General features: G+C 67.0%; 18 protein-coding genes, 1 other RNA gene and 2 pseudogenes. 7 read left to right on the forward strand and 14 right to left on the reverse strand.

The window, feature by feature from the left end:
* Positions 1-91: 91 nt before the first annotated feature.
* Positions 92-565, reverse strand: coding sequence for a (R)-mandelonitrile lyase (locus AC1PLS_RS14000; protein WP_024939905.1), 474 nt, complete (start codon positions 563-565; stop codon positions 92-94).
* Positions 566-734: 169 nt separating this feature from the next.
* On the opposite strand from AC1PLS_RS14000, the pseudogene AC1PLS_RS14005 reads away from it, so the two are divergent.
* Positions 735-1,382, forward strand: a pseudogene (locus AC1PLS_RS14005) (LysR substrate-binding domain-containing protein); the annotation flags it as partial.
* 509 nt (positions 1,383-1,891) lie between these two features.
* Here the strand turns inward: AC1PLS_RS14005 and AC1PLS_RS14010 are convergent.
* From AC1PLS_RS14010 to AC1PLS_RS14025, 4 genes are read right to left on the reverse strand one after another with little or no spacing between them, the layout of a single operon-like run.
* A complete protein-coding gene (locus AC1PLS_RS14010) occupies positions 1,892-2,575 on the reverse strand; it encodes a TetR/AcrR family transcriptional regulator (RefSeq protein WP_481103784.1) in 684 nt (227 codons plus the stop codon).
* Positions 2,568-4,064 (reverse strand): efflux transporter outer membrane subunit, encoded by a 1,497-nt coding sequence (locus AC1PLS_RS14015; RefSeq protein WP_481103785.1) that lies wholly within the window; start codon positions 4,062-4,064, stop codon positions 2,568-2,570. Before AC1PLS_RS14015 ends, AC1PLS_RS14010 begins: the two co-directional genes overlap by 8 nt.
* A 1-nt stretch (position 4,065) precedes the next feature.
* Positions 4,066-7,209, reverse strand: a complete 3,144-nt coding sequence (locus tag AC1PLS_RS14020) for an efflux RND transporter permease subunit (protein ID WP_481103786.1) — start codon at positions 7,207-7,209, stop codon at positions 4,066-4,068.
* 16 nt (positions 7,210-7,225) lie between these two features.
* Complete coding sequence (locus tag AC1PLS_RS14025) at positions 7,226-8,452, reverse strand: efflux RND transporter periplasmic adaptor subunit (protein WP_102256436.1); 1,227 nt, start codon at positions 8,450-8,452, stop codon at positions 7,226-7,228.
* Positions 8,453-8,582: 130 nt separating this feature from the next.
* Here AC1PLS_RS14025 and AC1PLS_RS14030 point away from each other — a divergent pair, with 130 nt between their 5' ends.
* On the forward strand, positions 8,583-9,203 hold the full coding sequence (locus AC1PLS_RS14030; protein ID WP_481103787.1) for a TetR/AcrR family transcriptional regulator: 621 nt from the start codon (positions 8,583-8,585) through the stop codon (positions 9,201-9,203).
* 360 nt (positions 9,204-9,563) lie between these two features.
* Here AC1PLS_RS14030 and AC1PLS_RS14035 read toward each other — a convergent pair whose 3' ends face one another.
* The 7 genes and pseudogenes from AC1PLS_RS14035 to creD all read right to left on the reverse strand — a co-directional run bounded on the left by AC1PLS_RS14035 (position 9,564) and on the right by creD (position 16,135).
* Positions 9,564-10,058, reverse strand: coding sequence for a transcriptional repressor (locus tag AC1PLS_RS14035; protein ID WP_024939899.1), 495 nt, complete (start codon positions 10,056-10,058; stop codon positions 9,564-9,566).
* A gap of 15 nt (positions 10,059-10,073) precedes the next feature.
* Positions 10,074-11,477, reverse strand: a complete 1,404-nt coding sequence (gltX, locus tag AC1PLS_RS14040; protein WP_065032529.1) for a glutamate--tRNA ligase — start codon at positions 11,475-11,477, stop codon at positions 10,074-10,076.
* A gap of 67 nt (positions 11,478-11,544) precedes the next feature.
* Positions 11,545-12,636: a DUF3616 domain-containing protein gene (locus tag AC1PLS_RS14045; RefSeq protein WP_184608999.1), complete on the reverse strand. Its 1,092-nt coding sequence runs from the start codon at positions 12,634-12,636 to the stop codon at positions 11,545-11,547.
* A 172-nt stretch (positions 12,637-12,808) separates the two neighbouring features.
* Complete coding sequence (locus AC1PLS_RS14050; RefSeq protein WP_478202662.1) at positions 12,809-13,693, reverse strand: carbon-nitrogen hydrolase family protein; 885 nt, start codon at positions 13,691-13,693, stop codon at positions 12,809-12,811.
* 46 nt (positions 13,694-13,739) lie between these two features.
* A complete protein-coding gene (locus AC1PLS_RS14055; RefSeq protein ID WP_481104500.1) occupies positions 13,740-14,390 on the reverse strand; it encodes a GNAT family N-acetyltransferase in 651 nt (216 codons plus the stop codon).
* Positions 14,387-14,808 (reverse strand): annotated as a pseudogene (locus AC1PLS_RS14060) (hypothetical protein). The gene AC1PLS_RS14055 and the pseudogene AC1PLS_RS14060 overlap by 4 nt, the downstream one beginning before the upstream one ends.
* Positions 14,809-14,815: 7 nt before the next feature.
* Entirely contained in the window at positions 14,816-16,135 is a 1,320-nt protein-coding gene (creD, locus tag AC1PLS_RS14065; protein ID WP_481103788.1) for a cell envelope integrity protein CreD, read from the reverse strand.
* A 435-nt stretch (positions 16,136-16,570) separates the two neighbouring features.
* Here creD and AC1PLS_RS14070 point away from each other — a divergent pair, with 435 nt between their 5' ends.
* Positions 16,571-17,383 (forward strand): C1 family peptidase, encoded by an 813-nt coding sequence (locus tag AC1PLS_RS14070; protein ID WP_481091981.1) that lies wholly within the window; start codon positions 16,571-16,573, stop codon positions 17,381-17,383.
* A gap of 196 nt (positions 17,384-17,579) precedes the next feature.
* Positions 17,580-17,655, forward strand: a non-coding RNA gene (locus AC1PLS_RS14075) — sX9 sRNA.
* A 4-nt stretch (positions 17,656-17,659) separates the two neighbouring features.
* Here the strand turns inward: AC1PLS_RS14075 and creC are convergent.
* On the reverse strand, positions 17,660-19,108 hold the full coding sequence (gene creC / locus AC1PLS_RS14080; RefSeq protein WP_481103789.1) for a two-component system sensor histidine kinase CreC: 1,449 nt from the start codon (positions 19,106-19,108) through the stop codon (positions 17,660-17,662).
* Between the two features lie 48 nt (positions 19,109-19,156).
* Positions 19,157-19,861: a two-component system response regulator CreB gene (gene creB / locus AC1PLS_RS14085; RefSeq protein ID WP_180971254.1), complete on the reverse strand. Its 705-nt coding sequence runs from the start codon at positions 19,859-19,861 to the stop codon at positions 19,157-19,159.
* Between the two features lie 34 nt (positions 19,862-19,895).
* Between creB and AC1PLS_RS14090 the strand changes: the two genes are divergently transcribed.
* The 3 genes from AC1PLS_RS14090 to mfd all read left to right on the forward strand — a co-directional run bounded on the left by AC1PLS_RS14090 (position 19,896) and on the right by mfd (position 25,580).
* Positions 19,896-20,804 carry a 23S rRNA (adenine(2030)-N(6))-methyltransferase RlmJ gene (locus AC1PLS_RS14090; protein WP_016902309.1) on the forward strand — a complete coding sequence of 303 codons (909 nt, stop codon included), beginning with the start codon at positions 19,896-19,898 and terminating at the stop codon, positions 20,802-20,804.
* A gap of 192 nt (positions 20,805-20,996) precedes the next feature.
* Positions 20,997-21,539 (forward strand): GNAT family N-acetyltransferase, encoded by a 543-nt coding sequence (locus AC1PLS_RS14095; protein ID WP_039526258.1) that lies wholly within the window; start codon positions 20,997-20,999, stop codon positions 21,537-21,539.
* Positions 21,540-22,109: 570 nt separating this feature from the next.
* Positions 22,110-25,580 (forward strand): transcription-repair coupling factor, encoded by a 3,471-nt coding sequence (gene mfd, locus AC1PLS_RS14100; RefSeq protein WP_481103790.1) that lies wholly within the window; start codon positions 22,110-22,112, stop codon positions 25,578-25,580.
* Positions 25,581-25,687: the final 107 nt, after the last annotated feature.

Here is a 25,687-nt window from a genome sequence, read left to right on the forward strand (position 1 = left end):
AGCGGAGCCTAGTCACGCGCTCCTGCACTAAGCGACATGCATCACCTACGATGACGCGGCAGACCGCACCACGTCACCGTTGAGCGCCGTGTCATTCGGCCGCGTACTGCGCCTCGCTGACCTGCTCCAGCCACGTCACCGGCGAGCCGTCCTGCGCTTCGGCGATGGCGATATGCGACATCGCCACCGTGGCGTTGGCACCGTGCCAGTGCTTGACGCCCGGCGGAATCCACACGATGTCGCCCGGGCGGATCTGCTGCGCCGGCTTGCCCCATTCCTGCACGCGCCCGGCACCGGCGGTGACGATCAGCGTCTGCCCCAGTGGGTGGGTGTGCCAGGCGGTGCGCGCGCCAGGTTCGAAAGTCACCGTGGCGCCGCCCACCCGCGCCGGCGCGTCGGCCTGGAAGGGCGCATCGATGCGCACCTTGCCGGTGAAATAGTCGGCCGGGCCGGCCGCAGATGCGGCGCCACCGGCCTTGCTCACCCTGATCGCCTGTTGCTCTTCACCACCGGGCGTGACGGCAGCCATCATCGACAGCGACATCGCAGTTGCGAACAGATTCATGGCAGTGCTCCTCGATCCAAGTGCCTGCACTGTAGCGCGCGTGTGCGCCGGCATTACCCGGGCAACCGCGCATGCACCTAGAAACACAGCGCATCAATGCGGCAATGACATCTCGGATTTGAAGCCATCACGCACCATCGCGCATGATGCAGCGGCATGAATGGCATGCGCGCTCACCGACTTCCGCGACAAGCCGGCCGGCACCATCCGTATCACCACCGCCGGCCACGCCGCCGATGCCTATATCTGGCCGGGGTTGTCGAACGTACTGCCCGACTATCCCGACCTCAAGATCGAGGTCACCGTCGATTACGGGCTGGCCGACATCGTTGCCGAGCGCTACGACATCGGCATCCGGCTGGGCGACCAGGTCGCCAAGGACATGATCGCGGTGCCGATCAGCCCGATGCAGCGCATGGCGGTGGTGACGGTGCCGGACTACTTCGTGCACCACACCATCCCCGCCGCGCCGGCCGAGCTGGCCCGGCACAACTGCATCGGCTTGCGCCTGCCCACCCATGGTGGCCTGCTGCCCTGGGATTTCGAAAAGGACGGCCGCGAGGTTAAGGTGCGCGTGGACGGCCATGGACCTTCAACGGCAGCAGCGCCATCCTGCGTGCCGCGTTGGCCGGCGGCGGACCCGCGTTCTTGCCGGAAACCATGGCGCTAGGGCACATCGCCGTCGGCCGGCTACGCCGCGTGCTGGAGGACTGGTGCGAGCCGTTCGATGGCTCACGCCTATTACCCCAGCCGCCGCCAATCCTCGCGCGCACTCAAGGTAGTGATCGATGCGTTGCGGCACGATCTGACGCGCTGACACACCCGTGTAGGAGCGTGCCTGCGCGCGACCAGGTCTTCTCGGTAACGCCCCATCGCGCGCGGGCACGCTCCTACGACAGCGTCGGCTTGCGGACGGGTTTGAAGAGATGATCGACGCATTGCGACACGATCCGTTGCGGTGACACGCTCGTGTAGGAGCCTGCCTGCGCGCGACCAGACCTTCTCGGTAACGCCCCATCGCGCGCGGGCGCGCTCCTACGACAGCGTCGGTTTGCGGCGGGTTTGAAGGGGTGATCGACGCATTGCGGCTTGACCTGGTGCGGTGACACGCTTGTGTAGGAGCGTGCCTGCGCGCGACCAGGCCTTCTCGGTAACGCCCCGTCGCGCGCGGGCACGCTCCTACGACAGCGTCGGTTTGCGGCCGGGTTGAAGGGGGTAATCGATGCGTTGCGGCACAACCTGGCGCGCTGACACGCCCGTGTAGGAGCGTGCTTGCGCGCGACCAGGCCTTCTCGGTAACGCCCATTGCGCTGCCTGCCGCCGCAGCTAGAACCCGCTCGGTACCTCGCGCTTGCCTTCCGCTGTCACCACCGGCGGTTGCGGCCGATACGCGCGCAGAAACAGCGCCACCGCACTGGCGACATACCCGTGCTGCGTGGCGGCCGGTGCTGGCAACGTGCTGCCATGCAGTGCCGCGTTGGCCGGCATCCCGGTCATCAATCCGAAGAAATGCACCGAGGCATCCGGCAGATTGTCGATGACCAGGCTGCCCTGCTCCACTTCGCGCGCCAACACCGCACGCATCGTGGTGTCGTAGCGCTCGAAGCCCAGCGTCCACATCTCCTCGCGTATCTGGCTGGGCAGTGCCGGCGGCCGCACCAGGCCGTAGGCGGCATCGCCCAGCGCATTGCTGGCCGCCATGCGCACGACCGCGTCGGCGATGGCGAGCAGACGCACGGGCAACGGGCCGCGCATGTTCAACAGCGCCTCCCAGGGATTGGGCGACTGGTGCGCCAGCGCCTCCAGGGTGGTGCGGAACAGCACCTCCTTGGACGCGAAGTGCGCATACACCGTGGCCTTGGACACCATTGCGCGCTCGGCGATGCTGTCCATGCTGGTCTTGTCGAAGCCCTGGCGTGGAAATAGCTCGGCTGCCGCGCGCAGGATCGCGCCACGCTTGTCGTGCGGTGCGCGCCTGGGCGCCGGGACCTCGGCAGCGGCGTCATCCACGTGGCTGCCCCGTCGCCGTCGTGGCCACTGCCGGGTCGGCCGATTGCAGCCAACCGCCGCCCATCGCCTTGTAGAACGTCGCCAGATTGGTGAAGCGCGACAGCTGCGTGGTGATCAAGTTCTGCTGCGCGCTGTACAGCGCGCGCTGCGCATCCAGCGCCTGCAGGTAGCTGTCCACGCCGCGTTCGAAGCGCGCCTGCGACAGCCGGTAACTGTCGGCAGTGGCATCGACCAGGGCCTGTTGCGCCTGCAATTGCCGGCCCAGGGTCTCGCGTTGCGCGAGCGCATCGGAGACCTCGCGGAATGCGCTCTGGATCGCCTTTTCGTACTGCGCCACTTCGATATCGCGGTTGGCCTTGGCCATGTCCAGGTTGGCGCGGTTACGCCCGGCGTTGAAGATCGGCAGCGTCAGCGTGGGCACGAAGCTCCAAGCGCGGGTGCCGGAATCGAACAGGTTGGACAGGCTGCTGCTGGACGAGCCGGTCGATGCGGTCAGGCTAATGCTCGGGAAGAACGCCGCGCGCGCCGCACCGATGTTGGCGTTGGCCGCACGCAGGTTGCGCTCGGCCTCCAGGATGTCCGGGCGGCGCTGCAGCAACTGCGACGGCAGCCCGGCCGGCACGCTGGCCAGCACGTTGCCGTCCACGCTGGCGCCGTCGGGCAAGGCCTGCGGCAACAGCTCCGCCGGCACCTGCGTGCCGACCAGCAGCACCAATGCATTGCGGTCCTGCGCCACCTGCGCGGTATAGCGCTCCACATCCACGCGTGCGGTTTCCACCGTGGTCTGCGCCTGGCGCAAGCTGAGCTGCGAGGCTACGCCCAGCTCGAAACTGCGTTGTTGCAGGCGATAACTGTCGCCCTGGCTGCTCAAGGTGGACTGCGCCAGCTGCAGCAACTGCTGATCGGCCGCCAGCGTCAGATAGGCGGTTGCCACTTCGGCCACCAGACTGATATGGGTGCTGCGGCGTGCCTCGGCGGTGGACAGGAACTGCTGCAGCGCCTGTTCCTTGAGACTACGCACACGTCCGAACAGATCCAGCTCGTACGCACTGACGCCGATATTGGCGCTGTAGGTCCGGAACACCTGCGGCTGGCCCGGAATGGCCAGCTCCGACGGCGTACGCGCGTTGTTGGCGGTGCCGGTGCCCTGCACGGCGGGCAGCAGCGCAGCGCGCTCCACCCGGTACTGCGCACGTGCCACCTCGATGTTGAGCGCGGCCACACGCAGGTCGCGATTGTTCTCCAGTGCCAGCGCGATCACCTGCTGTAGCGCCGGGTCGGTGAACACCTGCCGCCAGCCGATGTTGGCGATATCGATCGCCTGCGCGGGGCTGGCCGTATCGGTGGTAGTGGATGCCGTCGAGAGCTCGGTGCCGGCAAAGCGCTCGGGCACCGGTGCGTCGGGCCGTGCATAGCGCGGCATCAGCGTGCATCCGGACAGCACGCCGGCCACCGCGATCGCGGTCAATGTCATGCGGATCGGTGTCATCTCAGTGTCCTGCCGGTTGCGGTGCGGGCGAAGTGGGCTGTGCGCGACGCTTGAACAAGCCGCTGATGAGCACGAAGAACAACGGCACGAAGAAGATCGCCAGGATCGTGCCGGACAACATGCCGCCGATCACCGCGGTGCCCAAGGCATGCTGCGCGCCTGCACCGGCACCACTGCCGAGCACCAGCGGCACCACGCCCAGGATGAAGGCCAGCGATGTCATCAGGATCGGCCGCAAGCGCATGCGCGCCGCTTCCAGTGCCGCTGCGACCAGGCTCTTGCCGCTTTCATGCAGCTCCTTGGCAAATTCCACGATCAGGATCGCGTTCTTCGATGCCAGGCCAATCGTGGTGAGCAGGCCCACCTGGAAGTACACATCGTTCATTTTCCAGGTCAGCATTGCGCCCAGCAGCGTGCCAAACACGCCCAGCGGCACCACCAGGATCACCGAGAACGGAATCGCCCAGCTTTCGTACAACGCGGCCAGACACAGGAACACGATCAGGATCGACAACCCGTACAACAGGCCGGTCTGGCCGGTCGAGGATTTCTCCTGCCGCGACAACCCGGTCCACTCGTAGCCGATGCCCGGCGGCAACTTGGCCGCCGCCGCTTCGACGATCTGCATCGCCTCGCCGCTGGAGGCGGCACCCGGCATCGCCATGCCCAGGATCTCCACCGACGGCACGCTGTTGTAGCGCTCCAGACGCGGCGAGCCCGAACTCCAGCTGGCAGTGGCGAAAGCGTTGAACGGCACCATCGTGCCGGCGCTGTTGCGCACGAACCAGCGGTCGATGTCCTGCGGATTCATGCGGTACACCGCATCGGCCTGCAGCATCACCTTCTTGACGCGGCCCTTGTCGATGAAGTCGTTGACGTAGGTACTGCCCCAGGCGCTGGAGAAGGTGTTGTTGATATCCGCGATCGACACGCCCATGGCCTGCGCCTTGTGCGAATCGATTTCCAGCTTGAACTCGGGCGTGTCTTCCTGCCCGTTCGGGCGCACCGCCACCAGCCGCTTGTCCTGCGACAGCTCAGCCAGCAGCTGGTTACGCGCCTGCATCAAGGCCTCGTGGCCGAGGTTGGCGCGGTCCTGCAGCATCAGGTCGAAGCCGGTCGCATTGCCCAGCTCCGACACCGCCGGCGGTGCGAACGCAAACACCTTGGCATCGCGAATGGTGCTGAAGAACGCACCGGCCTTGCCCGCCACGTCGGTGACGCTCTGACCCTTGCCGGTGCGCTCGTCCCACGGGCGTAACTTGACGAAGGCAAAGCCCACGTTCTGGCCGGTACCGGCAAAGCTGAAACCGGAGACCGCGAAAATGCCGGCAACCGAGTCCTTCTGATCGACCAGGAAGTGATGCTCCACCTGCTTGAGCACCTCGCCGGTGCGCGCATCGGTGGCACCGGGCGGCAACTGCACCAGCACGAACAGCGTGCCCTGGTCCTCGTCCGGCAGGAAGCCCACCGGCAGCTTCATGAAGCCGAACACCACCAACGCCAGCAACACCGCGTAGGCCAGCATGTAGCGCCAGCCCTTGCCCAGCATGTGCCGCACCACGCCCTGATAGCCGTTGTTGCCGCGATCGAACATGCGGTTGAACCAGCCGAAGAACCCGGTGGTCGCCAGACCATGGCCCTTCTCCACCGGCTTGAGCAGGGTGGCGCACAGGGCCGGGGTCAGGATCATCGCCACCAGCACCGACAAGGTCATGGCCGAGACGATCGTGATCGAGAACTGCCGGTAGATCACGCCGGTGGAACCGCCGAAGAACGCCATCGGCACGAACACCGCGGCCAGCACCAGGGCCACGCCGACCAGCGCGCCGGAGATCTGGTCCATCGACTTGCGCGTGGCGTCCTTGGGCGACAACTGCTCCTCGCCCATCACGCGTTCGACGTTTTCCACCACCACGATGGCATCGTCCACCAGCAGGCCGATCGCCAGCACCATCGCGAACATGGTCAGCGTGTTGATGGTAAAACCGAACGCCGCCAGCACGCCGAAGGTGCCGAGCAACACCACCGGCACCGCGATGGTCGGGATCAAGGTCGCGCGGAAATTCTGCAGGAACAGGTACATCACCAGAAACACCAGCACCACCGCTTCGATCAGCGTATGCACCACCTGCTCGATGGAGATGCGCACGAACGGCGTGGTGTCGTACGGCTTTTGCACCTTCATGCCGGGCGGGAAGAATTTCTCCTGCTCCTCCAGGCTCTTGTCGATCGCGCGCACCGTATCCAGCGCATTGGCGCCGGTGGCCAGCTTGATCGCCAGACCGGCGGCCGGCTTGCCGTTGTAGCGGCCCACCGTGTTGTAGCTCTCGCTGCCCAGCTCGATGCGTGCCACATCACGCAGGCGCACCTGCGAGCCATCGGACTGCGTGCGCAGCAAAATGTTCTCGAACTCCTCGGCGGTCTTCAGCCGGGTCTGCGCGGTGATGGTGGCATTGAGTTGCTGGTTGGGCACCGCCGGCAACGCGCCCAGCTGGCCGGCGGAAACCTGCGCGTTTTGCGCCTGGATCGCGGTGCGCACATCCACCGGAGTCAGGCTGAAGTTGTTCAACTTGTTCGGGTCCATCCATACCCGCATCGCGTACTGCGAGCCGAACAAGGTGGTGTCGCCCACGCCTTCGACGCGGCTGATGGTTTCCTGCACGTTGGCCGCCACGTAATCGGACAGGTCCGAATCGCTCATGCTGCCGTCTTCGGAAGTGAAGGCCAGCACGTTGAGGAAGTTGGTGGCCGACTTGGTCACCGTCACGCCCTGCTGCTGCACTTCCTGCGGCAGCAACGGCGTGGCCAGCGACAACTTGTTCTGCACCTGCACCTGCGCGGTGTCCGGATCGGTGCCGTTGTCGAAGGTCAGCGTGATGGTCACCGCACCGCTGGATTCGCTGGTGGAGGCCATATAGCTGAGGTGGTCCAGCCCCTTCATCTTCTGCTCGATGACCTGGGTGACGGTGTCTTCCAGGGTCTGCGCCGAGGCGCCCGGATAGTTGGCGGTGATGGCGACGGCCGGCGGCGCGATGCTGGGGTATTGCGCAATCGGCAAGGTGGCGATGGACAGGATGCCGGCCAGCATCACGATGATGGCCAACACCCAGGCGAAGATCGGACGATCGATAAAGAAGCGTGCCATGACGTGTGATCCCGCCTCAGTTGGCCGCACGCGGTGCGGTCGGGGCGGAAGGAGTGCCAGCGGCTGCATTGCCGGCACCGGCAGCCGGCGTGCCCTTGGGCTGCCACGGCACGGTCTTGACCTCGATGCCGTCGCGGGCGCGCGAGACGCCTTCGACCACCAGTTGCTCGCCGGCCTTCAGACCGCTGCGCACCAGCCATTGGTCGCCGACTTCGCGGTCGGTTTCCAGCACGCGCAGGTGCAGCTTGTGGTCGGCGCCGACCACGAACGCGGTCGGCTTGCCGGCGCCGTTGCGCGAGACCGCCTGCTGCGGCACCAGCACGCCCTGCTCCTTGATGCCTTCCTGCAGCACCGCGCGCACATACATGCCCGGCAACAACTCCGCATTCGGGTTCGGGAACACCGCGCGCAAGGTGATCGAGCCGGTGTTCTGGTCGACGGTGACATCGGAGAACGCCAGGTGGCCCTGCAGCGGATAGGTGCTGCCGTCTTCCAACAGCAGCGACACCTTGGCCGCGTCGTCGCCGGCCTTCTCCAGCTCGCCGCGCGCCATCGCCTGCTTCAGGCGGAGCAAGGCCGCGCTGGGCTGGGTGACGTCGATGTAGATCGGGTCCAATTGCTGGATGGTGGTCAGTGCGGTGGCCTGGTTGGCGGTCACCAAGGCGCCCGGGGTGACGCTGGAGCGGCCGATGCGGCCGGAGATCGGCGCGTCCAGGCGCGCGAAGGCCAGGTTGATGCGCGCGGTTTCCACGCTGGCCTTACCGGCTGCCACGTCGGCCTCGGCCTGGCCCAGCGCGGCGGCGGTGTCGTCGCCATCCTGCTGGCTAATGGCCTTGATCTGCACCAGTTCGGTGTAGCGCTCGGCCTTGAGTCTGGCGGTGCGCAGGTTGGCCTGCGCCTTGGCCAGGGTGGCCTGGGCGCTGGCATAGCTGGCGCGGTAGGTCGCCGGATCGATCTGGTACAGCGTCTGCCCGGCCTTGACGTCGCCGCCCTCAGTGAACTGGCGCGATTGCACGATGCCGCCCACCTGCGGGCGAACTTCGGCGATCAGGTAGGGAACCGTGCGTCCAGGCAGTTCGGTAGTCAGCGTCACCGGCTGCGGCTTTACGGTCAGCACGCCCATTTCGGGCATGCCCTCCTCCGGCGGCGGGCCGCCCGGCGGGCTGCCGCAGGCACTGAGCAGGACGGTGGCAGCAACGGCAGCAGCGAGCAGGGGCAGGCGAAACGAAGCATGAGGACGCACGAGGAGGTCTCCGACGGGACGCAGGATGGTTAAATCTAAACGGTACGGTTCGGTATCCTAATAAGCGCATCCGTGGCCGTCAAGCATTCCTGCCCAGTCGGTATACTTAAGTGCCCAAGGGAGTCAGTGGATGCGGGTCAGAACCGAAGAAAAACGAGACGCCATCGTGCAGGCGGCCAGCGAGGTGTTCCTCGAACTGGGCTTCGAAGGCGCCTCGATGTCGCAGATCGCCGCCCGCGTCGGCGGCTCCAAGCGCACGCTCTACGGCTATTTCCCGTCCAAGGAGGAGTTGTTCGTGGCGTTTGCCAAGGACATGTCCGACCGCTACATCGACCCGCTGCTGGACGCGCTTTCGCAGAGCAACGGCCCGGTCGCCGAGACCTTGCAGCGCTTCGGCGAGGACATCCTCGGTTTCCTGTGCGCGCCCAGCTCGATCACCATCTGGCAGACCATCATCGGCGTGTCGGGGCGGTCGGACGTGGGCGCGCTGTTCTTCAACTCCGGTCCGGAAGAAGGCGTGCAACGCATGGCCGATTACCTGCAGACGCAGATGGATCGCGGCGTGATCCGCTGCGCCGACGTCCTGATCGCGTCAAGGCAGTTCGGCGGGCTGCTGGAGGCGGAAACCTTGATGCCCTGCCTGTTCGGCGCGCTGAAGAACCCCTCGCCCGAGTATCTGCGCGAAGCGACGCAGCGCGCAGTCGCCCTGTTTCTGGCGGGCTATGGATGCAAGACCGACGCCGCGGCGTGATGTGCGGTGGTGTCTGATAGCTTGGATAAGCGATGAGTCGCTGGCGACCCCGCTGATGCGCGTGCATGGCACTCGTGCAAGCGCGTACTGCTCGAAGCTTGGTTGCTGTGACAACAACAGCGCAGTTGTCTGCAGCAGATGGCTGCGTCTGCGCACTGCCGGCAACTTATAAAGCGGCTAACCGAACTACGTCACGCCAGCTGATCTGCTGCCTGGCTGCAGGGCCCTTGCCCGCCTAAAGTCGCGGCACACGCTGCAAGTACGTCCCTGCAAGCGTTTGCGCGGCATCCATGCCGCAAGGTGCCCGCGAGGGTTTGTTAGCCGCTTCAACTGAACCGCCCTGCGTTTGCCTTGCGATGCTTACTCGGCCACCGCGCACTTGGCGCACAGGCCGTGTACTTCCAGCGTCTGCGCCTGCGGCTGGAAGCCCAGCGCCTTGGCGCGCGCTTCCAGTTGCGCCACCACCTCGCGGTCTTCCAGTTCCACCGCGCTATGACAGCGGTCGCAGATCAAGAACGGCACCGAGTGCTGGGCGCTGTTGGGGTGGTGGCAGGCGACGAAGGCGTTGACCGACTCGAGCTTGTGCACGAAGCCGTTGGCCATCAGGAAATCCAGCGCGCGGTACACCGTGGGCGGAGCGTCGGCGCCAACGCCCTTGCCTTCGCGCACCCAGTCCAGCAGTTCGTAGGCCTTGACCGGTTTGCCGGCGTCGGCGATCAGCCGCAGCACATTGGCGCGGATCGGCGTCAGCCGCAGGCCGCGCTCGCTGCAGGCGCGCTCCACCGCGCGCACGAAGCCGTTGGCGTCGTCGACATGGTGATGCGGTGCAGTGCAGGCGTGTTCGTTGGTTTTCATCACAGGCTCCGGCGGTCAGCCCGCCCCTATCTTGATGAGTGCCGCATCGATGCGTTTCAAGGCGCCCTCGCGTCCGGCCAGGTACACCGTCTGCGAAATGTCCGGGCTGACCTGGGTGCCGGTGATGGCCACGCGCAGCGGCTGGGCCACCTTGCCCATGCCCAGCTCCAGCGCGGCGGCCGCGTCGTGCAACGCGGCCGAGACGGTCTCCACGCTCCATTCGCTCTGTGCCGCCAGCAGTTCGCGCGCCTTGCCCAGCGGCACTTCTGCGCCCAGCTTGAGGTGCTTCATCACCGCCGCCTCGTCGTAGGTTTCCAGCGGCTGGTACCAGACCACGGCTTTTTCGGCCATTTCCTTCAAGGTCTGCACGCGCTCGCGCAGCGCCACCACCACATCGGCGGCGGCCGGGCCGGCGGCGACATCGATGCCCAGCCTGGCGAGCTGGTATTCCAGCTGCGGGGCGATGCTGGCCGGGTCGTCGGTCTTGAGGTAGTGCTGGTTGACCCAGCCCAGCTTGGCCATGTCCAGCCGCGCGGCCTTGGAATTGACGTTCTTCACGTCGAACAGGTCGAGCAGTTCCTGCCGACTGAACAACTCCTGGTCGCCGTGCGACCAGCCCAGACGGGCCAGGTAGTTGATCAGCGCATGCGGCAGATAGCCGGCGTCCTTGTACTGCATCACGTCGGCCGCGCCGGTGCGCTTGGACAGCTTGGCGCCCTGCTCGTCCAGGATCATCGGCATGTGCGCGAACTTCGGCACCGGGGCGCCCAGCGCCTCATAGATGTTGATCTGGCGCGGCGTGTTGTTGATGTGGTCGTCGCCGCGGATCACCTCGGTGATGCCCATGTCCCAGTCGTCCACCACCACCGCGAAGTTGTAGGTGGGGAAGCCGTCCGGGCGGAAGATCACCATGTCGTCGAGCTCGCTGTTGGCGATCTCGATGACGCCCTTGATCAGGTCGTCGAACACCACTGTGCCGCCGACCGGATTCTTGAAGCGGATGACCCGGTTGGGGTCGTCGCGGTACGGCAGGTTCTGCTCGCGGGCGGCGCCGTTGTAGCGCGGCTTTTCCTGCCTGGCCATCGCGGCCTCGCGCATGGCGTCGAGTTCCTCGCGGGTTTCGTAGGCGTAATAGGCCTTGCCCTGGGCCAGCAGCTGCTCGGCGACCTCCTGGTAGCGGGCGACGCGCTGGGTCTGGTAGATCGGGCCCTCGTCGTAACCCAGGCCCAGCCATTCCATCGCCTCCAGGATGGCGTCGATCGCGGCCTGGGTGCTGCGCTCACGGTCGGTGTCTTCGATGCGCAGCACGAACTGCCCGCCGCGGCGGCGTGCCTCCAGCCAGCAATACAGGGCGGTGCGGGCGCCGCCGATGTGCAGGTAACCGGTGGGGCTGGGGGCAAAACGGGTGCGGCAGGTCATGGAGCGCTCGGCAAAACGGGAGTCGGCCGATTTTACCTTGACCAGCGCAGACCTGCCCGCGCGCGGCTCAGCGGTTGCGTAACAGGTCGCCGTAGACCACGTCATCGCCGCCACTGCGCGCCGGGCCGGGCGCGTCGTACAGCACCAGCCAGCTGGGCGTGTCGCCGGCCAGGTGGCTGGGAAGATTGCAGATCGCCTCGGCGCGGTCGCTGTCGGTGCCGTGCGGCAACACCGCCGATTCCAGCAGCGCGTGCTGAAAGCGCACCGGCGCCTGGTTGGCGGCCAGCACTGCACGCGCGCCCGGCCATTTGAACAGGCGGATTTCGCCGTTCAGCACCATGGTCGGGCCCGCCAGCAGGTACAGGTCGTCGCCGGAATAATGCAGGTCGCGGATGCCCAGCCCGCCCAATTGCAGGAAGTGCTTGCGCAGCAGCGTGCCGTCCTCGTCCAGCGGCGCGAGGCGCAGGTGCTCGCCATGCGCCTGCACCCGGATCTCCAGCAGCGCCGACCAGCCGCGCAGCACCGGCCCGCGCAGGCCCAGTAGCAGGCGCTCGCCGTCCACCACGATGCCTTCGATATCGAAGCCGTTGTCCTTGCCGGGGATCTTCAGGAACGGGCCGAAGTGCGGGTCGTCGGCCAGCAGCTCGGTGAGCTGGTTGTGTTTGGCATCGCCCTTGAGCCGCAGCGCGCGACGGCCGTCAGCGGCTTCGCGCACCAGGCGCGGGGTGCCGTCGGCATCGCGCTCGATCGGTAGGCAGGCCAGCAGGCGGCGGTTGGCGTCGAGCTTGAGCTTGGTCAGGCGTTTGGCGTTTTCGGCATCGTCGCGACTGCGCTTGGCATTCTTGCGCTTGAGCCCATGCGAGCCGATCACCCAGAGGAATCCCTCCGACAGCGCCATGCCTTCCAGATCCGCCTCCTCGGCCGCCTCGCCGGGCAGGTCCAGCAACTCGGCCAGCGCAAAGCTCTGCCCCTGGCCGAAGCGCAGCGTCTCGCGCTGCACGGGGTCGAGCCTGCGCAGGCGATCCACCGCGCAGGCCTCGTCGCCGGCCACCCACAGCCAGTCATCGGTGAAGGCCGCACCGGACAGATTGCTGTGCACCAGCGCGCCAGGCGCGAACTCGAGACGGACGCTGTGCGGAATCAGGGTTTTCTTGGCCATGGGAACCTGGTGGGAGGTATTGCAAGGGATGAAAGTAGCTGAGGTACCGTAGCGCGCGGTCACCACTTGAGGCACGGCGCGTGAACGTTGCAGCGTACGTATGGCAGTGCCGTCGCGAACACCGGCTGCGCTCGCCCGACGATGAACATCGTCCTTTGAGGACCACGCTCTATCAGTCGAACGTCGCCAGCCTGGCACGTGCAACGTGAGCGCCCAATTGACCGACCCAATCGCGATCGTTGGCGACCTGCGCCTGCGCGCGACTGGCCTCGAAGGCGGCGAAATCCAGCTCTGCATAGGCCCACACGGCAGTGCCCTGGGTCTGCGCGAGCACGCCATCGGCGGGGAAGCCGACATCCATCGGTGCGAACACCGCCGCTTCGCCGGTATTGACGTCCAGCGCCGGGCTCCACGGTGCTTGCCCGGCCGTGACCGATTGCGCGACGAACACGCGGTTTTCCAGCGCGCGCGCCAGGCAGCCGACCCGTACCCGCATCGCCCCGGCGGCGGTGTCGGTGCAACTGGGCACGATCAACAGCCGCGCGCCGGCCTCGTACTGCGCGCGCACCGGCAGCGGGAACTCGCTGTCGTAGCAGATCGCGATCGCCGCACGCACGCCATCCAGGTCGAACACCTTCAGCGCATTGCCCGGCTCGATCAGCCCGGTGGCCTTTTCGAAGCCGGTCAGCTGCAGCTTGTCCTGCCAGCCATGCCGGCCATCGGGGGTGAACCAGTCGCTGCGATTACGGTAACGGCCCTGGCCCAGGTCCAGCAGAAAGCTGCCGGCCACCAGATGCAGCTGATGCTGGCGCGCCAGGCCGGCAAACAGCTCCAGCCACGGCGCGCGCAGCGCCTGGATCGCCGCCAGCGACTCCGGCAACCCGGCAGAAATCTGCGTACCGAAGGTCGCGCCCAGCTCCAGCGACAGATACTCCGGCAGCACCAGCAGGCGTGCGCCAGCGGCGGCAGCCTCGCCCACCAGCGCCGACTGGCGTGCGGCGAACGCGGCAAAGTCGGCAGGTTTGCCGATCGGGTATTTGGCGACGGCAATTTTCATCTGCTGGCCTGGTTGCGATTGATCGATGGCGTAAGAAGTGACTCGGTCACGGCGGCAGTGGCCGCGTCCATACCCGCAGACTGTGGTCGATCTCGCCGTGTTGCAACTCTGTCCATGCCAATTGCACGCGCATGTCTGCTTGCGGTGCATAGCCACGCTTGCGCCAGAACACGTCGTTGGGTCGATGGTCGGCCGGCTTGCGCGGATCGTCTTCTGCGCGTTCCACCGCGCAGAACGCAGTGAGCGCGAAGCGGCCCAGTGCACGCGCATGCGCCTCGCGCTGGTCGAAAAATGCGTGGCCGATTCCCTGCCCGCGATAGTCCGGCAGCAGCACCGATTCGCCGAAATAGAACACGCTGGCCGGGTCGATGCCGGCCGCATGGAACGGCGCATGGAAGGCTTCGCTGTCGTCGAGCAGCGGCAGCCCGGTGGAGGCGCCGATCACCGCATCGCCATCGCGTGCCAGCACGAACACGCTGTCCGGCGAGGCCGCGTAGGCGGCCAGATAGCCGCGCTCGTAATCGGCGTCGCCGTCGTACAGGTATGGCCAGGCGCGGAACACCGCGATGCGCAGTTGCGCCACCGCAGCCAGATGCGGCAGCACCTGCGTGCCGCGCACCGTTTCAACGATCAGGGAGGAGCCGCTCATGCCGGCCATGGTAAGCCAGCCTGGCGCAGCTGCGCCGCCGTACGTCAGCGCAGCCAGCCGCCATTGCCCGGAGCCGCCGCAGCCGGCTGCTGCCACAGCAACCACACCGCCGCCGCCTCGCTGGCCAGCAGCACACCGAGCAGTGCATCGGTGCTGCGCGCCCAGTAGCTGCGTTGCTCAACCGCTGCCACGGCCCGTAGCGGCGCGGACGCGCGTTGCCTGCCGCCGCGTCCTGCCGCTGCGCCGCCTGCAGGAAGCCGCTGCCGCCCAGGCGCAATGCCTGCGCGGTGCCTGCATGCAGCCGCAGGCCGATCACGCCGCGGCGTCCGTCGCGGCGCAAGGGCAAGGCCGACAACGGCGAAGCGTCCCAATACTGCGGCAGCGCTGCGGGAAGCAGCGCCACCGTGTCGATCCCGGCGGGCAGCAAACGCTGCGCCCGCCGGTGCAACTGTGCGTGCGTGCGCATGCCGGCCTCAGCGCAGGCTGTTGCCAAGCTCGTACCAGTCGAGCTTGCGGGTCACCCACATGATGCTGGCCAGGATGCCGAACAGCAGCAACGATCCCATCAGCAGCGAGTTGTCTTCGGAGATCAACAGGCTGTAGAGCACCCCGTACAACGCCGTGAGCATCGCCGAGAACCCGGCTGCACGCGCCCAGCTGCGCAACACCCCGGACAGATAGAAGAACTGCAGGCCGATACATGCCGCGGCAGAGACCAGGTACGCCTGCCAGAACGCGATGTGCTCGGACAGGCTCAGCAGCAGCAGGAAAAAGATCGCCAGCGCCAGACCCACCAGCAGGTATTGCAGGGGATGGATCGGCAGACGCTTGATCAACTCGAACAACACGAACGCCACAAAGGTCAGCACCACGAACAGGATGCCGTACTTGCTGGCCCGGTCGGCCTGGGTATACACGTCCACCGGATCGACCAGCCGCACCTCCAGCGTATCCAGCGACGGCTGGCTGGACTGCAGCTGGCTCTGTGCGCCGGTAGCCAACGACGACAACGACCAGCTCGCATCGAAACCGCGTGCGCCGATCGTCGGCGCATTCGGCAGGAAGCGCCCGCCGAACAGCGGATGCGGCCAGGCCGAGCGCAGCGCGATGTCGTTGTTGTCGGCAATCGGTGCGATCGCCAGGCTGCGGGTGCCGTCCAGCACGAACGACATCTCCACCAGGTTGCCGTCACCCAGCGTGCCGGCCAGCGCATCGCCCAGCGGCTGCAGATCGGCATGGATACCGGCCGAGCGCCCCACCAGGCCGCCGGCCCCGCTCTCCAGCGGCAAGCTGCGGCCGTCCACCCGCAGGCTCGGCGTGCCGACCAGGCCGCGCACATCGGAAATGCCCACCGCCAGATGCGGCCGGCCATAGCGGCGACCGGCCACGGCCGGATAGTCGAACGGGTCGAACTCGGCCTTGAGCCTGGCCTTCCACGAATACACCTGCACACGGAACAGGCCGATCTTGCGCTCGGACGGGGTCAGCTCGCCGCTCAGGGTGAGCGTGCGCGGGGTCTGCAGCAACTGGCCGTCGCGCTTGCGCCAGACCTTGCGCGGGTTGCCTTGCTCGTCCGGCTCGGTGACCTGTACGTCCTCGGTAAACGGCAGCACCCGCACCGGCGCGATGAACTGCTGCTCACCGGCCTTGCTCTGCGCCACCCGCTCCACCGCCTCGTCGCGGTAACGCGCACGGTCCTGCACCGTGCCGCGGATCAGCAGCAATGGAATCAGCAGCAACAGGATCAATCCGCCAATGGTGGCGAAGCGCAACAACAGTTTCAGGGATTTCATCGACCTTCCTCAGTCTGGGAGGTCGCCAGGGTGCGTTGCGCCGGTGTCGCAGGTTTGAGGCGAATTTGAAGCGAATGTGAAGTGGGCGATCGGCAGGCTCGGCGACCGGCACTGTGATCCCGTTAGGAAATGCAGGTTTTGCCCTGCAAAAATGCAACAGAGGCCCAGGACACGCTTCCGTTGCATCGCCAGGGTTTCGCATCACCGCCGCGCGCTTCGCCGCCAGGCGCAACGATGCCAGTGCAGTTGCGCATCACGGGGCCATTGCTTTTCTCGAGTCTGCGTTGATCACGGCGTTGCAGTTCCGTGGTTCCGCGGCATCCGCATTCAACGTTGCGCGCCGCAGCGGTGGTGTCGCACACGCTTGCCCGCTTGCCGGCCATGGTTCCAGAAACGCGCACGACTGCATTCCTCTCTCGCCTGGAGTTTGCCTTCATGACCAAGCAACGTTCGCTCACGCTCTGCCTGCTCGCTGCCCTGAGCCTGTCCTCCGCCGCCGCACAGGCGGCAATGCACGGGATGGGCCTGAAACCCTCGTCGTTGATGCAGCCGGTCACTCCGTTGTTCGGCATTGCCAGCGCCGCCAAACCCCTGCCCGCCACGGTCGACCTGACGGCCTGGGCAATTACCCCGGGCGACCAGGGCCAGGTGGGGTCGTGTGCGTCATGGGCAACCGCCCACACCCTGACCGGTTGGTATGCCAACGCCAACAAGCAGGCGCAAACCCGCTTTGCCCCGATGTATCTCTACAGTCAGGTCAACGGTGGCGTCGATGAGGGCTCCACGCTGGAAGCGCCGCTGGACGTCGCGCTGGCCCAAGGCATCGACACCGAGCAGCATTATTCGTGGGGCAACTACAACTGGAAGAACCCACCCACCGCGGCCGACCGCGCCAACGCCGCCAAGAACCGCACGCCGTACCGCAAGTACACCGTGCTGTATTCGGGCGACGGCAATGGCGGGCGGGCCCTGATCGAACAGATCAAACTCGCGCTGGCCTCGTCCACGCCGGTGGCCATCGGCTTCTATGTCCGCCAGGGGTTCGAAGACCTCACACCAACAAACCAGGTCGACTATGACACCAAGACGCCGATCCTGGGCGGGCACGCGGTGATCGCGCTGGGCTACGACAGCGAAGGGCTACTCGTCGAAAACAGCTGGGGCACCGAGTGGGGCAACAAGGGCTTTGGCAAGCTGTCCTGGTCGGTGGTCGCCAAGGACGTCATCGGGGCCGACGTGGTGCACTGACACACAGCGGCTGCGCACGGTAAGGCGCGGCGGACACGGATGCGGCATGTGCCTGGCGCATGCCGCTTGCGTGCCACCGCGATGCCGCCGCCGTCGGCTGCCGGCCTGTGCACTGACGGCACGCAATGCGGTTCAGAGCCGCCGACAAACCTGCTACACAGCCGCCGGACGGGCGCGGACGGCGCGCGGAATCGGCGCGTACCACTCGTCCACTCCGGTTGCTGCGCGCCGTCCGCACCAACCTGACGACTGCGCACTACGGTTTGTTAGCCGCGCTTAGCCGATGGGCAGGCGCAGGGTCGCGATCGCGCCGCCACCCTCGCGGTTGCCCAGCGTGGCCTCGCCACCATGCAGGCGCGCCACTTCGCGTACGAACGGCAGGCCAAGGCCGGAGCTGCGTTGCCCGGTCTGCGGGCGGGCCAGCGAATAGAAACGCTCGAACACCCGCTCCAGCGCGTAGTCCGGCACACCGCTGCCACGGTCTTCTACCACCAGCTGCACCTGTTCCTTCAGCACCTGCGCACGCAGCCGAATGGTGCTGCCCTGCGGTGAAAACGCGATGGCATTTTCCATCAGGTTGATCAACGCCTGGCGCAGCAGGAATCCATCGCCCAGCACGTACTGCCCGCGCGCGGTGTCGGATGCGGCATCGCGTTCCAGCAGCACGCCGGCCGCTGCCGCGCGCGGCAGCACGGCATCCACGGCCGCCTGCAGCAGGCCAGCCACCGCGATGCGCTCGCGCGTCTGCAGCCAGCCGTGCTGCTCCACCTCGGCCAGCGCCAGCAGCTTGTCGATGGTTTCGGTCAGGCGCAGCTCCTGCGCGCGGATGCTGGCGACAAAGTGCTGGCGGTCGGCTTCCGGCAGTGGCTCGCTCAACAGTTCGGACGCGCCACGGATTGCCGCCAGCGGGCTCTTCATCTCGTGCGTCAGCGACTGCACGTACTGCTCCACGTAGGCCTTGCCTTCCAGCTTGCGCCGCATGCTTTCCAGCGCCTGGCCGAGGTCGCCGATTTCATCGCCGCGCGGCTCCGGCGGCGGCACCGGCACGCCGGCGCTCACCGCCTGTGCGTAGCGATTGAGCCGGCCGATGCCGCGCATCAGCCACCAGGTCATCCAGATGCCGATCAGCGCGGAAATGCCGATCAGCCAGGCACCGCGCTGCAGGATGTTGCGCTGGCTGGCCTCGATGAACGGGTCGATGCTGCGATTGGGCTGCGCCAGCGTCAGCACGCCGATCAACTTGGCTGGGTCATTCGGCGCGTAGATCGGTGCGGCCACATGCATCACCGTGGCGGTCGGGTCGCCATCGACCTCGGGGCTGGAACGCGCGCCGTATTCGCCGCGCAAGGTGCGATAGACATCGTTCCAGCGCGAGTTGTCGCGGCCCACATCGCGGCCCAGCGAGTCGAACACCACCACGCCACGCGCGTCGGTGACGGTGACGCGGTAGGCCACATCGTTCTTGCGGAACCGCCATACCCAGGCCTTGGGGTCGCGCCGCTGCGCCTGCGCCACGTTGCGCGCAAAGCTGCCGCTGGCGATGGTGCCGGCAGCCAGCTCGCTGCTGGCCATTTCCGCCAGCACATTGGCCGCGTCCACCAGCGTGGATTCCATCGCCTGGCGCACACCCGGCTTGACCTCGTTGACGAACACCCGCATCACGAAGAACGCGGCCAGCCCCACGATCAGGAAGAAGCCCAGAAACAGCTTGAGACCGAGCCGCATCTCAGGCCCCGGTCCGAAGAACACCACGACGCCTGCGCGCGGCCATGGCTATAGCTCCAGCGCGTAGCCGAGGCCACGGTGGGTGCGGATCGGGTCGGCCGGCACGCCGGCCTGGCGCAGCTTGCCGCGCAGCGTCTTGATATGGGTGTCCACGGTGCGGTCTGCGCTGTCGGCAGTGGCGTCCCAGCCGCGGTCCATCAGCTGCGCGCGGCTCAGGATCGCGCCGGGGCGCTGCAACAGCGCCGACAGCAGCGCGTACTCGTAGCGGGTCAGCGGCAGCAGTGCATCGCCGTAGCGGATGCGGCTGCCCTCGCGATCGATCGCAAACGCGCCATGCGGCTGCCAGCCCGGCTCCGCCACGGCGGCCGCATGGCGACGACGCAGCCGCGCGCGCACCCGCGCCACCAGCTCGCGCGGGGAGAACGGCTTGGCCATGTAGTCGTCGGCGCCCAGTTCGAAGCCGAGCACGCGGTCGATCTCGTCGTTGCGCGCGGTCAGGAAGATCACCGGCACGTCGCTGAACCCGCGCAGCGTGCGGCACACCTCGAAGCCGTTGATATCCGGCAGGCCCACGTCCAGCACCACCACATCGGCCGGGTCGGCACGCAGGCGCGCCAATGCGTCACGGCCCAGCAGGCAGTGTTCGGGCGCGTAGCCTTCGCTGCGCAGCGCATACAGCACGGTATCGGCAATGGCGGCTTCGTCTTCGACGACGAGCACGCGGGCGGGGGACTCGGACATGGCGCGCAGCATAGCCGCATGCTGGCGCGGCCCGTACACTGCCGCGATGAACTATCGCCACGCCTTCCATGCCGGCAACCATGCCGACGTGCTCAAGCACATCGCCTTGCTGGCGCTGATCGACACCCTCAAGCGCAAGGACACGCCGTTCTTCGTGCTCGACACCCACGCCGGACGCGGGCGCTACCAGCTCGGCGGCGAGGAAAGCCGCAAGACCAACGAGGCCGATGCCGGGGTGATGCGGCTGATGGCCGAGTCGACCCTGCCCGAGGTGGTCGAACGCTATCTGCGCGCGGTACAGGCCGACAACCACACCGTCGCCCGCCCGGCCACGCCCGGCCAGAAGCCGGCGCGCCCCACCGCCGGCATCCAGATCAACCATTACCCCGGCTCGCCGTTGCTGGCGGCGCAGGCGCTGCGCGAACAGGACCGCATGGCGTTCTGCGAGTTGCAGCCGGAAGAGGCCGAGGCGCTCAAGCGCCTGTTCGCCAGGGACAGCCGCGTGCGCGTGCATGCCGGCGATGGCTACGAGGCGATTCGCGCATTCGTGCCGCCGCGCGCTGGCGAGACCAAGATCGGCCGCGGGCTGGTGCTGATCGACCCGCCCTACGAGGCGCAGGAAGCCGAGTACCCGCAGGTCATCCATAGCGTGCGCGAGACGCTGGCGCGCTGGCCGCAGGCGATCTGCATGGTGTGGTACCCGATCAAGCTGCGCCGCAGCCTGCAGCCGTTCATGCGCAAGGCGGCCACGCTGCCGGCCAAGTCGGTGCTGGTGGCCGAGCTGCAGGTGCGCCCGGACGACTCGCCGCTGCGCCTCACCGGCAGCGGGCTGCTGATCGTCAATGCGCCATGGCAGTTCGACCAGGTGCTGGCGCCCGCGCTGCCGGTGCTGAAGCAGCACCTGGGCGAGGCAGGTGCCTCGACCCGGCTGGAGTGGCTGCGCCAGGACGCCTGAGTTGCCTGTACCGGGCGCCTGTTCGCGCTGGCGAACGCGGCTGCATACTCACGACTGGATCACGGTATCGCTCGGTACAGTGATCAGGGAAGCACTGCCACCCCCTGACGACCCCCAGCGGCGCACCGGATTCATTCACGGTTGTGCGCTGGGCGGGTGCCAGAATCTTCCGATCTTTAAGGAACACCGGTCATGGCCATTCGCAATCGCATGCCTCCCTGGCATGAAAACTTCAGTCTGCCCAATGGCCGCACACTCCTGCTCCGTCCGATCCGTCCCGAGGACGGTCCGCCGCTGCAGGGTGCTTTCAGCCTGTTGGGGCCGGAGGAAATCCGCGCGCGCTTCGTGCGTTCCTCCGCCGAAATCACCCCGGAGATGGTGCAGCGCCTGACCCATCCCAACCCCAAGAGCGAAATCGTGCTGGTGGCCGCCGAACAGCTGCCCCCGGGCGAAGCCCTGGTAGGTGCGGTGGCGCGCGCGGCGCTGGTGCCGGGCACCCGCCAGGCCGAGTACACCATCCTGGTCAGCAGCTTCGTCGCCGGCCAGGGGCTGGGACGGCAGCTGATGCGCAAGCTGGTCAAGTGGGCACGGCGCAAATACCTGGATTGCCTGTTCGGCGACGTGCTGCAAAGCAATGTGCCGATGCTGCAGCTGGCCGAGTCGCTGGGCTTCAAGCCGCAGCCGCATCCGGAGTCGCCGGAGTTGGTGCGGATGGTTCTCGAGCTGGATGCCTGAGGGGCTGGGATTTGGGATTGGGGATTGGGGATTCGTGAAGCGGCGTTGAGCGGTTGGTTTGCGACTTGGCTGCAAGGCCCTTGCCCGCCCACCATCGCAGGACACGCCGCAAGTACGTCCTTGTAGGCTCTGGCGCGGCATCCATGCCGCTCAAGGTCCCGCGACGGTGAGCGGGCAAGGACCGGTCGGGATGGTCGGTCCGCATAGTGCGAGCAGCACGGTCTCAGGCAAGAACGTGTCCGCTCGTTTTCGCAAGAAAGCCAGTGCAGCGGACCAGCTTTTCAAACAACCGACCAACTGTCTGGGGCGGTGTCGTCACCGATTGCGGGACCGTGTGGCGGCATGGATGCCGCCACCGAGCCTCCACGGATGGATTCACGGCGTGTCCCGCGAGCGGTGAGGACGCCGCACCCCCGACTCACCTGGCTTTGGTTGTTGATCTGTCGGGATGGTCGGTATGTAGATGGCGAGAGCGCCGCACATCCGACCAAGGCGGCGCAGGTGGCCCGACGCCGGCTTTCACGCCGGATGGACCGGCCGTGGTGGGTGCTCTGATAAAATTGCCGGCTGATGCCGTCGCCAACCACCTTCCCCTCTCCGCCGCTGCCCAAGTCCGGCCAGCTCCGCGCCTATTGGCGCGCTCCGTCTTCGCCGACTGCGCTGGCCTGGTCGATCGCACGCGCCGCCGAGGCGCATGCCGGCCCGCTGCTGGTGATCGCCCGCGACAACCAGAGTGCGCATCAGATCGAGGCGGATCTGCATGCCTTGCTCAGCGAGCATGCGACGCTGCCGGTGGTGCCGTTTCCCGATTGGGAAACCCTGCCCTACGACCAGTTCAGCCCGCACCCGGAGATCATCAGCCAACGCCTGGCCGCACTGCATCGGCTGCCCGCACTGACCCGTGGCGTGGTGATCGTGCCGGTGCAGACGCTGATGCAGCAGCTGGCACCGCTGAGCTACATCGTCGGCGGTAGTTTCGATCTCAAGGTCGGCCAGCGGCTGGATCTGGATGCGGAAAAACGCCGCCTGGAAAGCGCCGGCTACCGCAACGTGCCGCAGGTGATGGACCCGGGCGATTTTGCAGTGCGCGGCGGCCTGCTCGACGTGTTCCCGATGGGCGAAGCCACGCCGTTGCGGATCGAGTTGCTGGACGAGGATATCGACTCGATCCGCGCCTTCGACCCGGAATCGCAGCGCTCGCTGGACAAGGTCGAGGCCGTCAAGCTGCTGCCCGGCCGCGAAGTGCCGATGGACGATGCCAGCGTGGAGCGTGTGCTGGCCTGCCTGCGCGAGCGTTTCGACGTGGACACCCGGCGCAGCGCGCTGTACCAGGATCTGAAATCGGGGCTGGCGCCGTCGGGGGTGGAGTATTACCTGCCGATGTTCTTCAGCAAGACCGCCACCTTGTTCGATTATCTGGACAAGCGCGTGCTGCCGCTGGTCGCCACCGGCGTTTCCAATGCGGCGGACACGTTCTGGGCGCAGGCGCAGGACCGCTACGAGCAACGCCGCCACGATGTGGAGCGCCCGCTGCTGACACCGGACGAGTTGTATCAGTCGCCGGACGCACTGCGCGAGCGGCTCAACAAGCTGGCGCGCATCGAAGTCTGGGCCAGCGACCATCCGCGCATCGACGAGGCCGCCGCGCTGGGCGACCAGCCGTTGCCGCCGCTGCCGGTGGCGGCAAAAGACGCCCCGGCCGGTCAGGCGCTGGCCTCGTTCCTGAGCCATTACCCCGGCCGCGTGCTGGTGGCCGCCGATACCGCCGGCCGGCGCGAAGCCTTGATGGAAGTGCTGGCCGCCGCGCAGCTGAAGCCGGAGGTCGTCGCCGACCTGCCCGCCTTCCTGGCCGCGCCCAAGCTGCGCTTCGGTATCACCGTGGCGCCGCTGGAAGACGGCTTTGCGCTGGACGCCCCGCAGATTGCGGTGCTGACCGAGCGCCAGCTGTTTCCCGAGCGCGCCAACCAGCCGCGCCGCAGCCGCCGGGTCGGACGTGAGCCGGAAGCGATCATCCGCGATCTGGGCGAGCTGTCCGAAGGCGCGCCGATCGTGCACGAGGACCACGGTGTGGGCCGCTACCGCGGTCTGATCGTGCTCGACGCCGGCGGCATGCCCGGCGAGTTCCTGGAAATCGAATATGCCAAGGGCGACCGGCTGTATGTGCCGGTGGCGCAGTTGCATCTGATCAGCCGCTATTCCGGCGCCTCGGCCGAGACCGCGCCGCTGCATTCGCTGGGCGGCGAGCAATGGACCAAGGCCAAGCGCAAGGCGGCCGAAAAGGTCCGCGACGTGGCGGCCGAACTGCTGGAAATCCAGGCCCGCCGACGTGCGCGTGCCGGCCTGGCGCTGCAGGTGGACCGGGCGATGTACGAGCCGTTCGCGGCCGGCTTTCCGTTCGAGGAAACCGGCGACCAGCTGGCGGCCATCGATGCGACGCTGCGCGATCTGGGCAGCAGCCAGCCGATGGACCGCGTGGTCTGCGGCGACGTCGGCTTCGGCAAGACCGAGGTGGCCGTGCGCGCCGCCTTTGCCGCCGCCAGCGCCGGCAAGCAGGTCGCCGTGCTGGTGCCGACCACGCTGCTGGCCGAGCAGCATTACCGCAACTTCCGCGACCGCTTCGCCGATTACCCGATGAAGGTGGAAGTGCTGTCGCGCTTCAAGAGCACCAAGGAGATCAAGGCCGAGCTGGAGAAGGTCGCCAGCGGCGAGATCGACGTCATCATCGGCACGCACCGGCTGCTGCAGCCGGACGTCAAGTTCAAGGACCTGGGCCTGGTCGTGGTCGACGAAGAGCAGCGCTTCGGCGTGCGGCAGAAGGAAGCGCTCAAGGCGATGCGCGCCAACGTGCATCTGCTCACGCTCACCGCGACCCCCATCCCGCGCACGCTCAATATGGCCATGGCCGGGCTGCGCGACCTGTCGATCATCGCCACCCCGCCGCCGAACCGGCTGGCGGTGCAGACCTTCATCACCGCCTGGGACAACGCGCTGCTGCGCGAGGCCTTCCAGCGCGAGCTCAGTCGCGGCGGGCAGCTGTACTTCCTGCACAACGATGTGGAAAGCATCGTGCGCATGCAGCGCGAGCTGTCCGAACTGGTGCCGGAGGCGCGCATCGGTATCGCGCATGGGCAGATGCCCGAGCGCGAGCTGGAGCGGGTGATGCTCGACTTCCAGAAGCAGCGCTTCAATGTGCTGCTGTCGACCACGATCATCGAATCGGGCATCGACATCCCCAATGCCAACACCATCATCATCAACCGCGCCGACCGCTTCGGCCTGGCGCAGTTGCACCAGCTGCGCGGCCGCGTCGGCCGCTCGCATCACCGCGCCTATGCGTACCTGGTGGTGCCGGATCGTCGCTCGATGACCTCCGATGCGGAAAAGCGCCTGGAGGCGATCGCCTCCATGGACGAGCTCGGCGCCGGCTTCACCCTGGCCACCCACGATCTGGAGATCCGCGGTGCCGGCGAGTTGCTGGGCGAAGACCAGAGCGGGCAGATGGCCGAGGTCGGTTTCAGCCTGTACACCGAGCTGCTGGAACGCGCGGTGCGCAGCATCCGCCAGGGCAAGCTGCCGGACCTGGATGCCGGCGAGGAGGTCCGCGGCGCCGAGGTCGAGCTGCATGTGGCCGCGCTGATTCCCGAGGATTACCTGCCCGACGTGCATACGCGCCTGACGCTGTACAAGCGCATCTCCAGCGCACGCGATGCCGATGCGCTGCGCGAATTGCAGGTGGAGATGATCGACCGCTTCGGCCTGCTGCCGGACCCGGTCAAGCACCTGTTCGCGATTGCCGAGCTCAAGCTGCAGGCCAATGCGCTGGGTGTGCGCAAGCTGGACCTGGGCGAGAACGGTGGCCGGCTGGTCTTCGAGGCAAAACCGGCGATCGACCCGGTCGCGGTGATCCAGATGATCCAGAAGCAGCCCAAGATCTACACCATGGACGGCCCGGACAAACTGCGCATCAAGCTGCCGCTACCGGAGGGCGCGGACCGTTTCAACGCCGCACGCGGCCTGCTGACGATGCTCGCACCCAGGTAGAAACGCGCGCCGGGCGGTTGCGCCTGCTTTACGCAGCGTGCTGGACCGTGCAGGACGCAAGGACGCGTCGAGCGCGTCGCAGGCGGGGGCCGCTGCGAATCCAAGCC

This window comes from Xanthomonas sp. NCPPB 3218, from assembly GCF_056725185.1.

Coding starts and splice junctions, on each gene's coding strand:
- AC1PLS_RS14090 (WP_016902309.1), top strand. CDS start 19,896: ATGAACTATCGCCACGCCTTCCATGCCGGCAACCATGCCGACGTGCTC.
- AC1PLS_RS14000 (WP_024939905.1), bottom strand. CDS start 565: ATGAATCTGTTCGCAACTGCGATGTCGCTGTCGATGATGGCTGCCGTC.
- AC1PLS_RS14045 (WP_184608999.1), bottom strand. CDS start 12,636: ATGGCCAAGAAAACCCTGATTCCGCACAGCGTCCGTCTCGAGTTCGCG.
- mfd (WP_481103790.1), top strand. CDS start 22,110: ATGCCGTCGCCAACCACCTTCCCCTCTCCGCCGCTGCCCAAGTCCGGC.
- gltX (WP_065032529.1), bottom strand. CDS start 11,477: ATGACCTGCCGCACCCGTTTTGCCCCCAGCCCCACCGGTTACCTGCAC.
- AC1PLS_RS14035 (WP_024939899.1), bottom strand. CDS start 10,058: ATGAAAACCAACGAACACGCCTGCACTGCACCGCATCACCATGTCGAC.
- AC1PLS_RS14070 (WP_481091981.1), top strand. CDS start 16,571: ATGACCAAGCAACGTTCGCTCACGCTCTGCCTGCTCGCTGCCCTGAGC.
- AC1PLS_RS14015 (WP_481103785.1), bottom strand. CDS start 4,064: ATGACACCGATCCGCATGACATTGACCGCGATCGCGGTGGCCGGCGTG.
- creD (WP_481103788.1), bottom strand. CDS start 16,135: ATGAAATCCCTGAAACTGTTGTTGCGCTTCGCCACCATTGGCGGATTG.
- AC1PLS_RS14020 (WP_481103786.1), bottom strand. CDS start 7,209: ATGGCACGCTTCTTTATCGATCGTCCGATCTTCGCCTGGGTGTTGGCC.
- creC (WP_481103789.1), bottom strand. CDS start 19,108: ATGCGGCTCGGTCTCAAGCTGTTTCTGGGCTTCTTCCTGATCGTGGGG.
- AC1PLS_RS14030 (WP_481103787.1), top strand. CDS start 8,583: ATGCGGGTCAGAACCGAAGAAAAACGAGACGCCATCGTGCAGGCGGCC.
- AC1PLS_RS14050 (WP_478202662.1), bottom strand. CDS start 13,693: ATGAAAATTGCCGTCGCCAAATACCCGATCGGCAAACCTGCCGACTTT.
- AC1PLS_RS14095 (WP_039526258.1), top strand. CDS start 20,997: ATGGCCATTCGCAATCGCATGCCTCCCTGGCATGAAAACTTCAGTCTG.
- creB (WP_180971254.1), bottom strand. CDS start 19,861: ATGCTGCGCGCCATGTCCGAGTCCCCCGCCCGCGTGCTCGTCGTCGAA.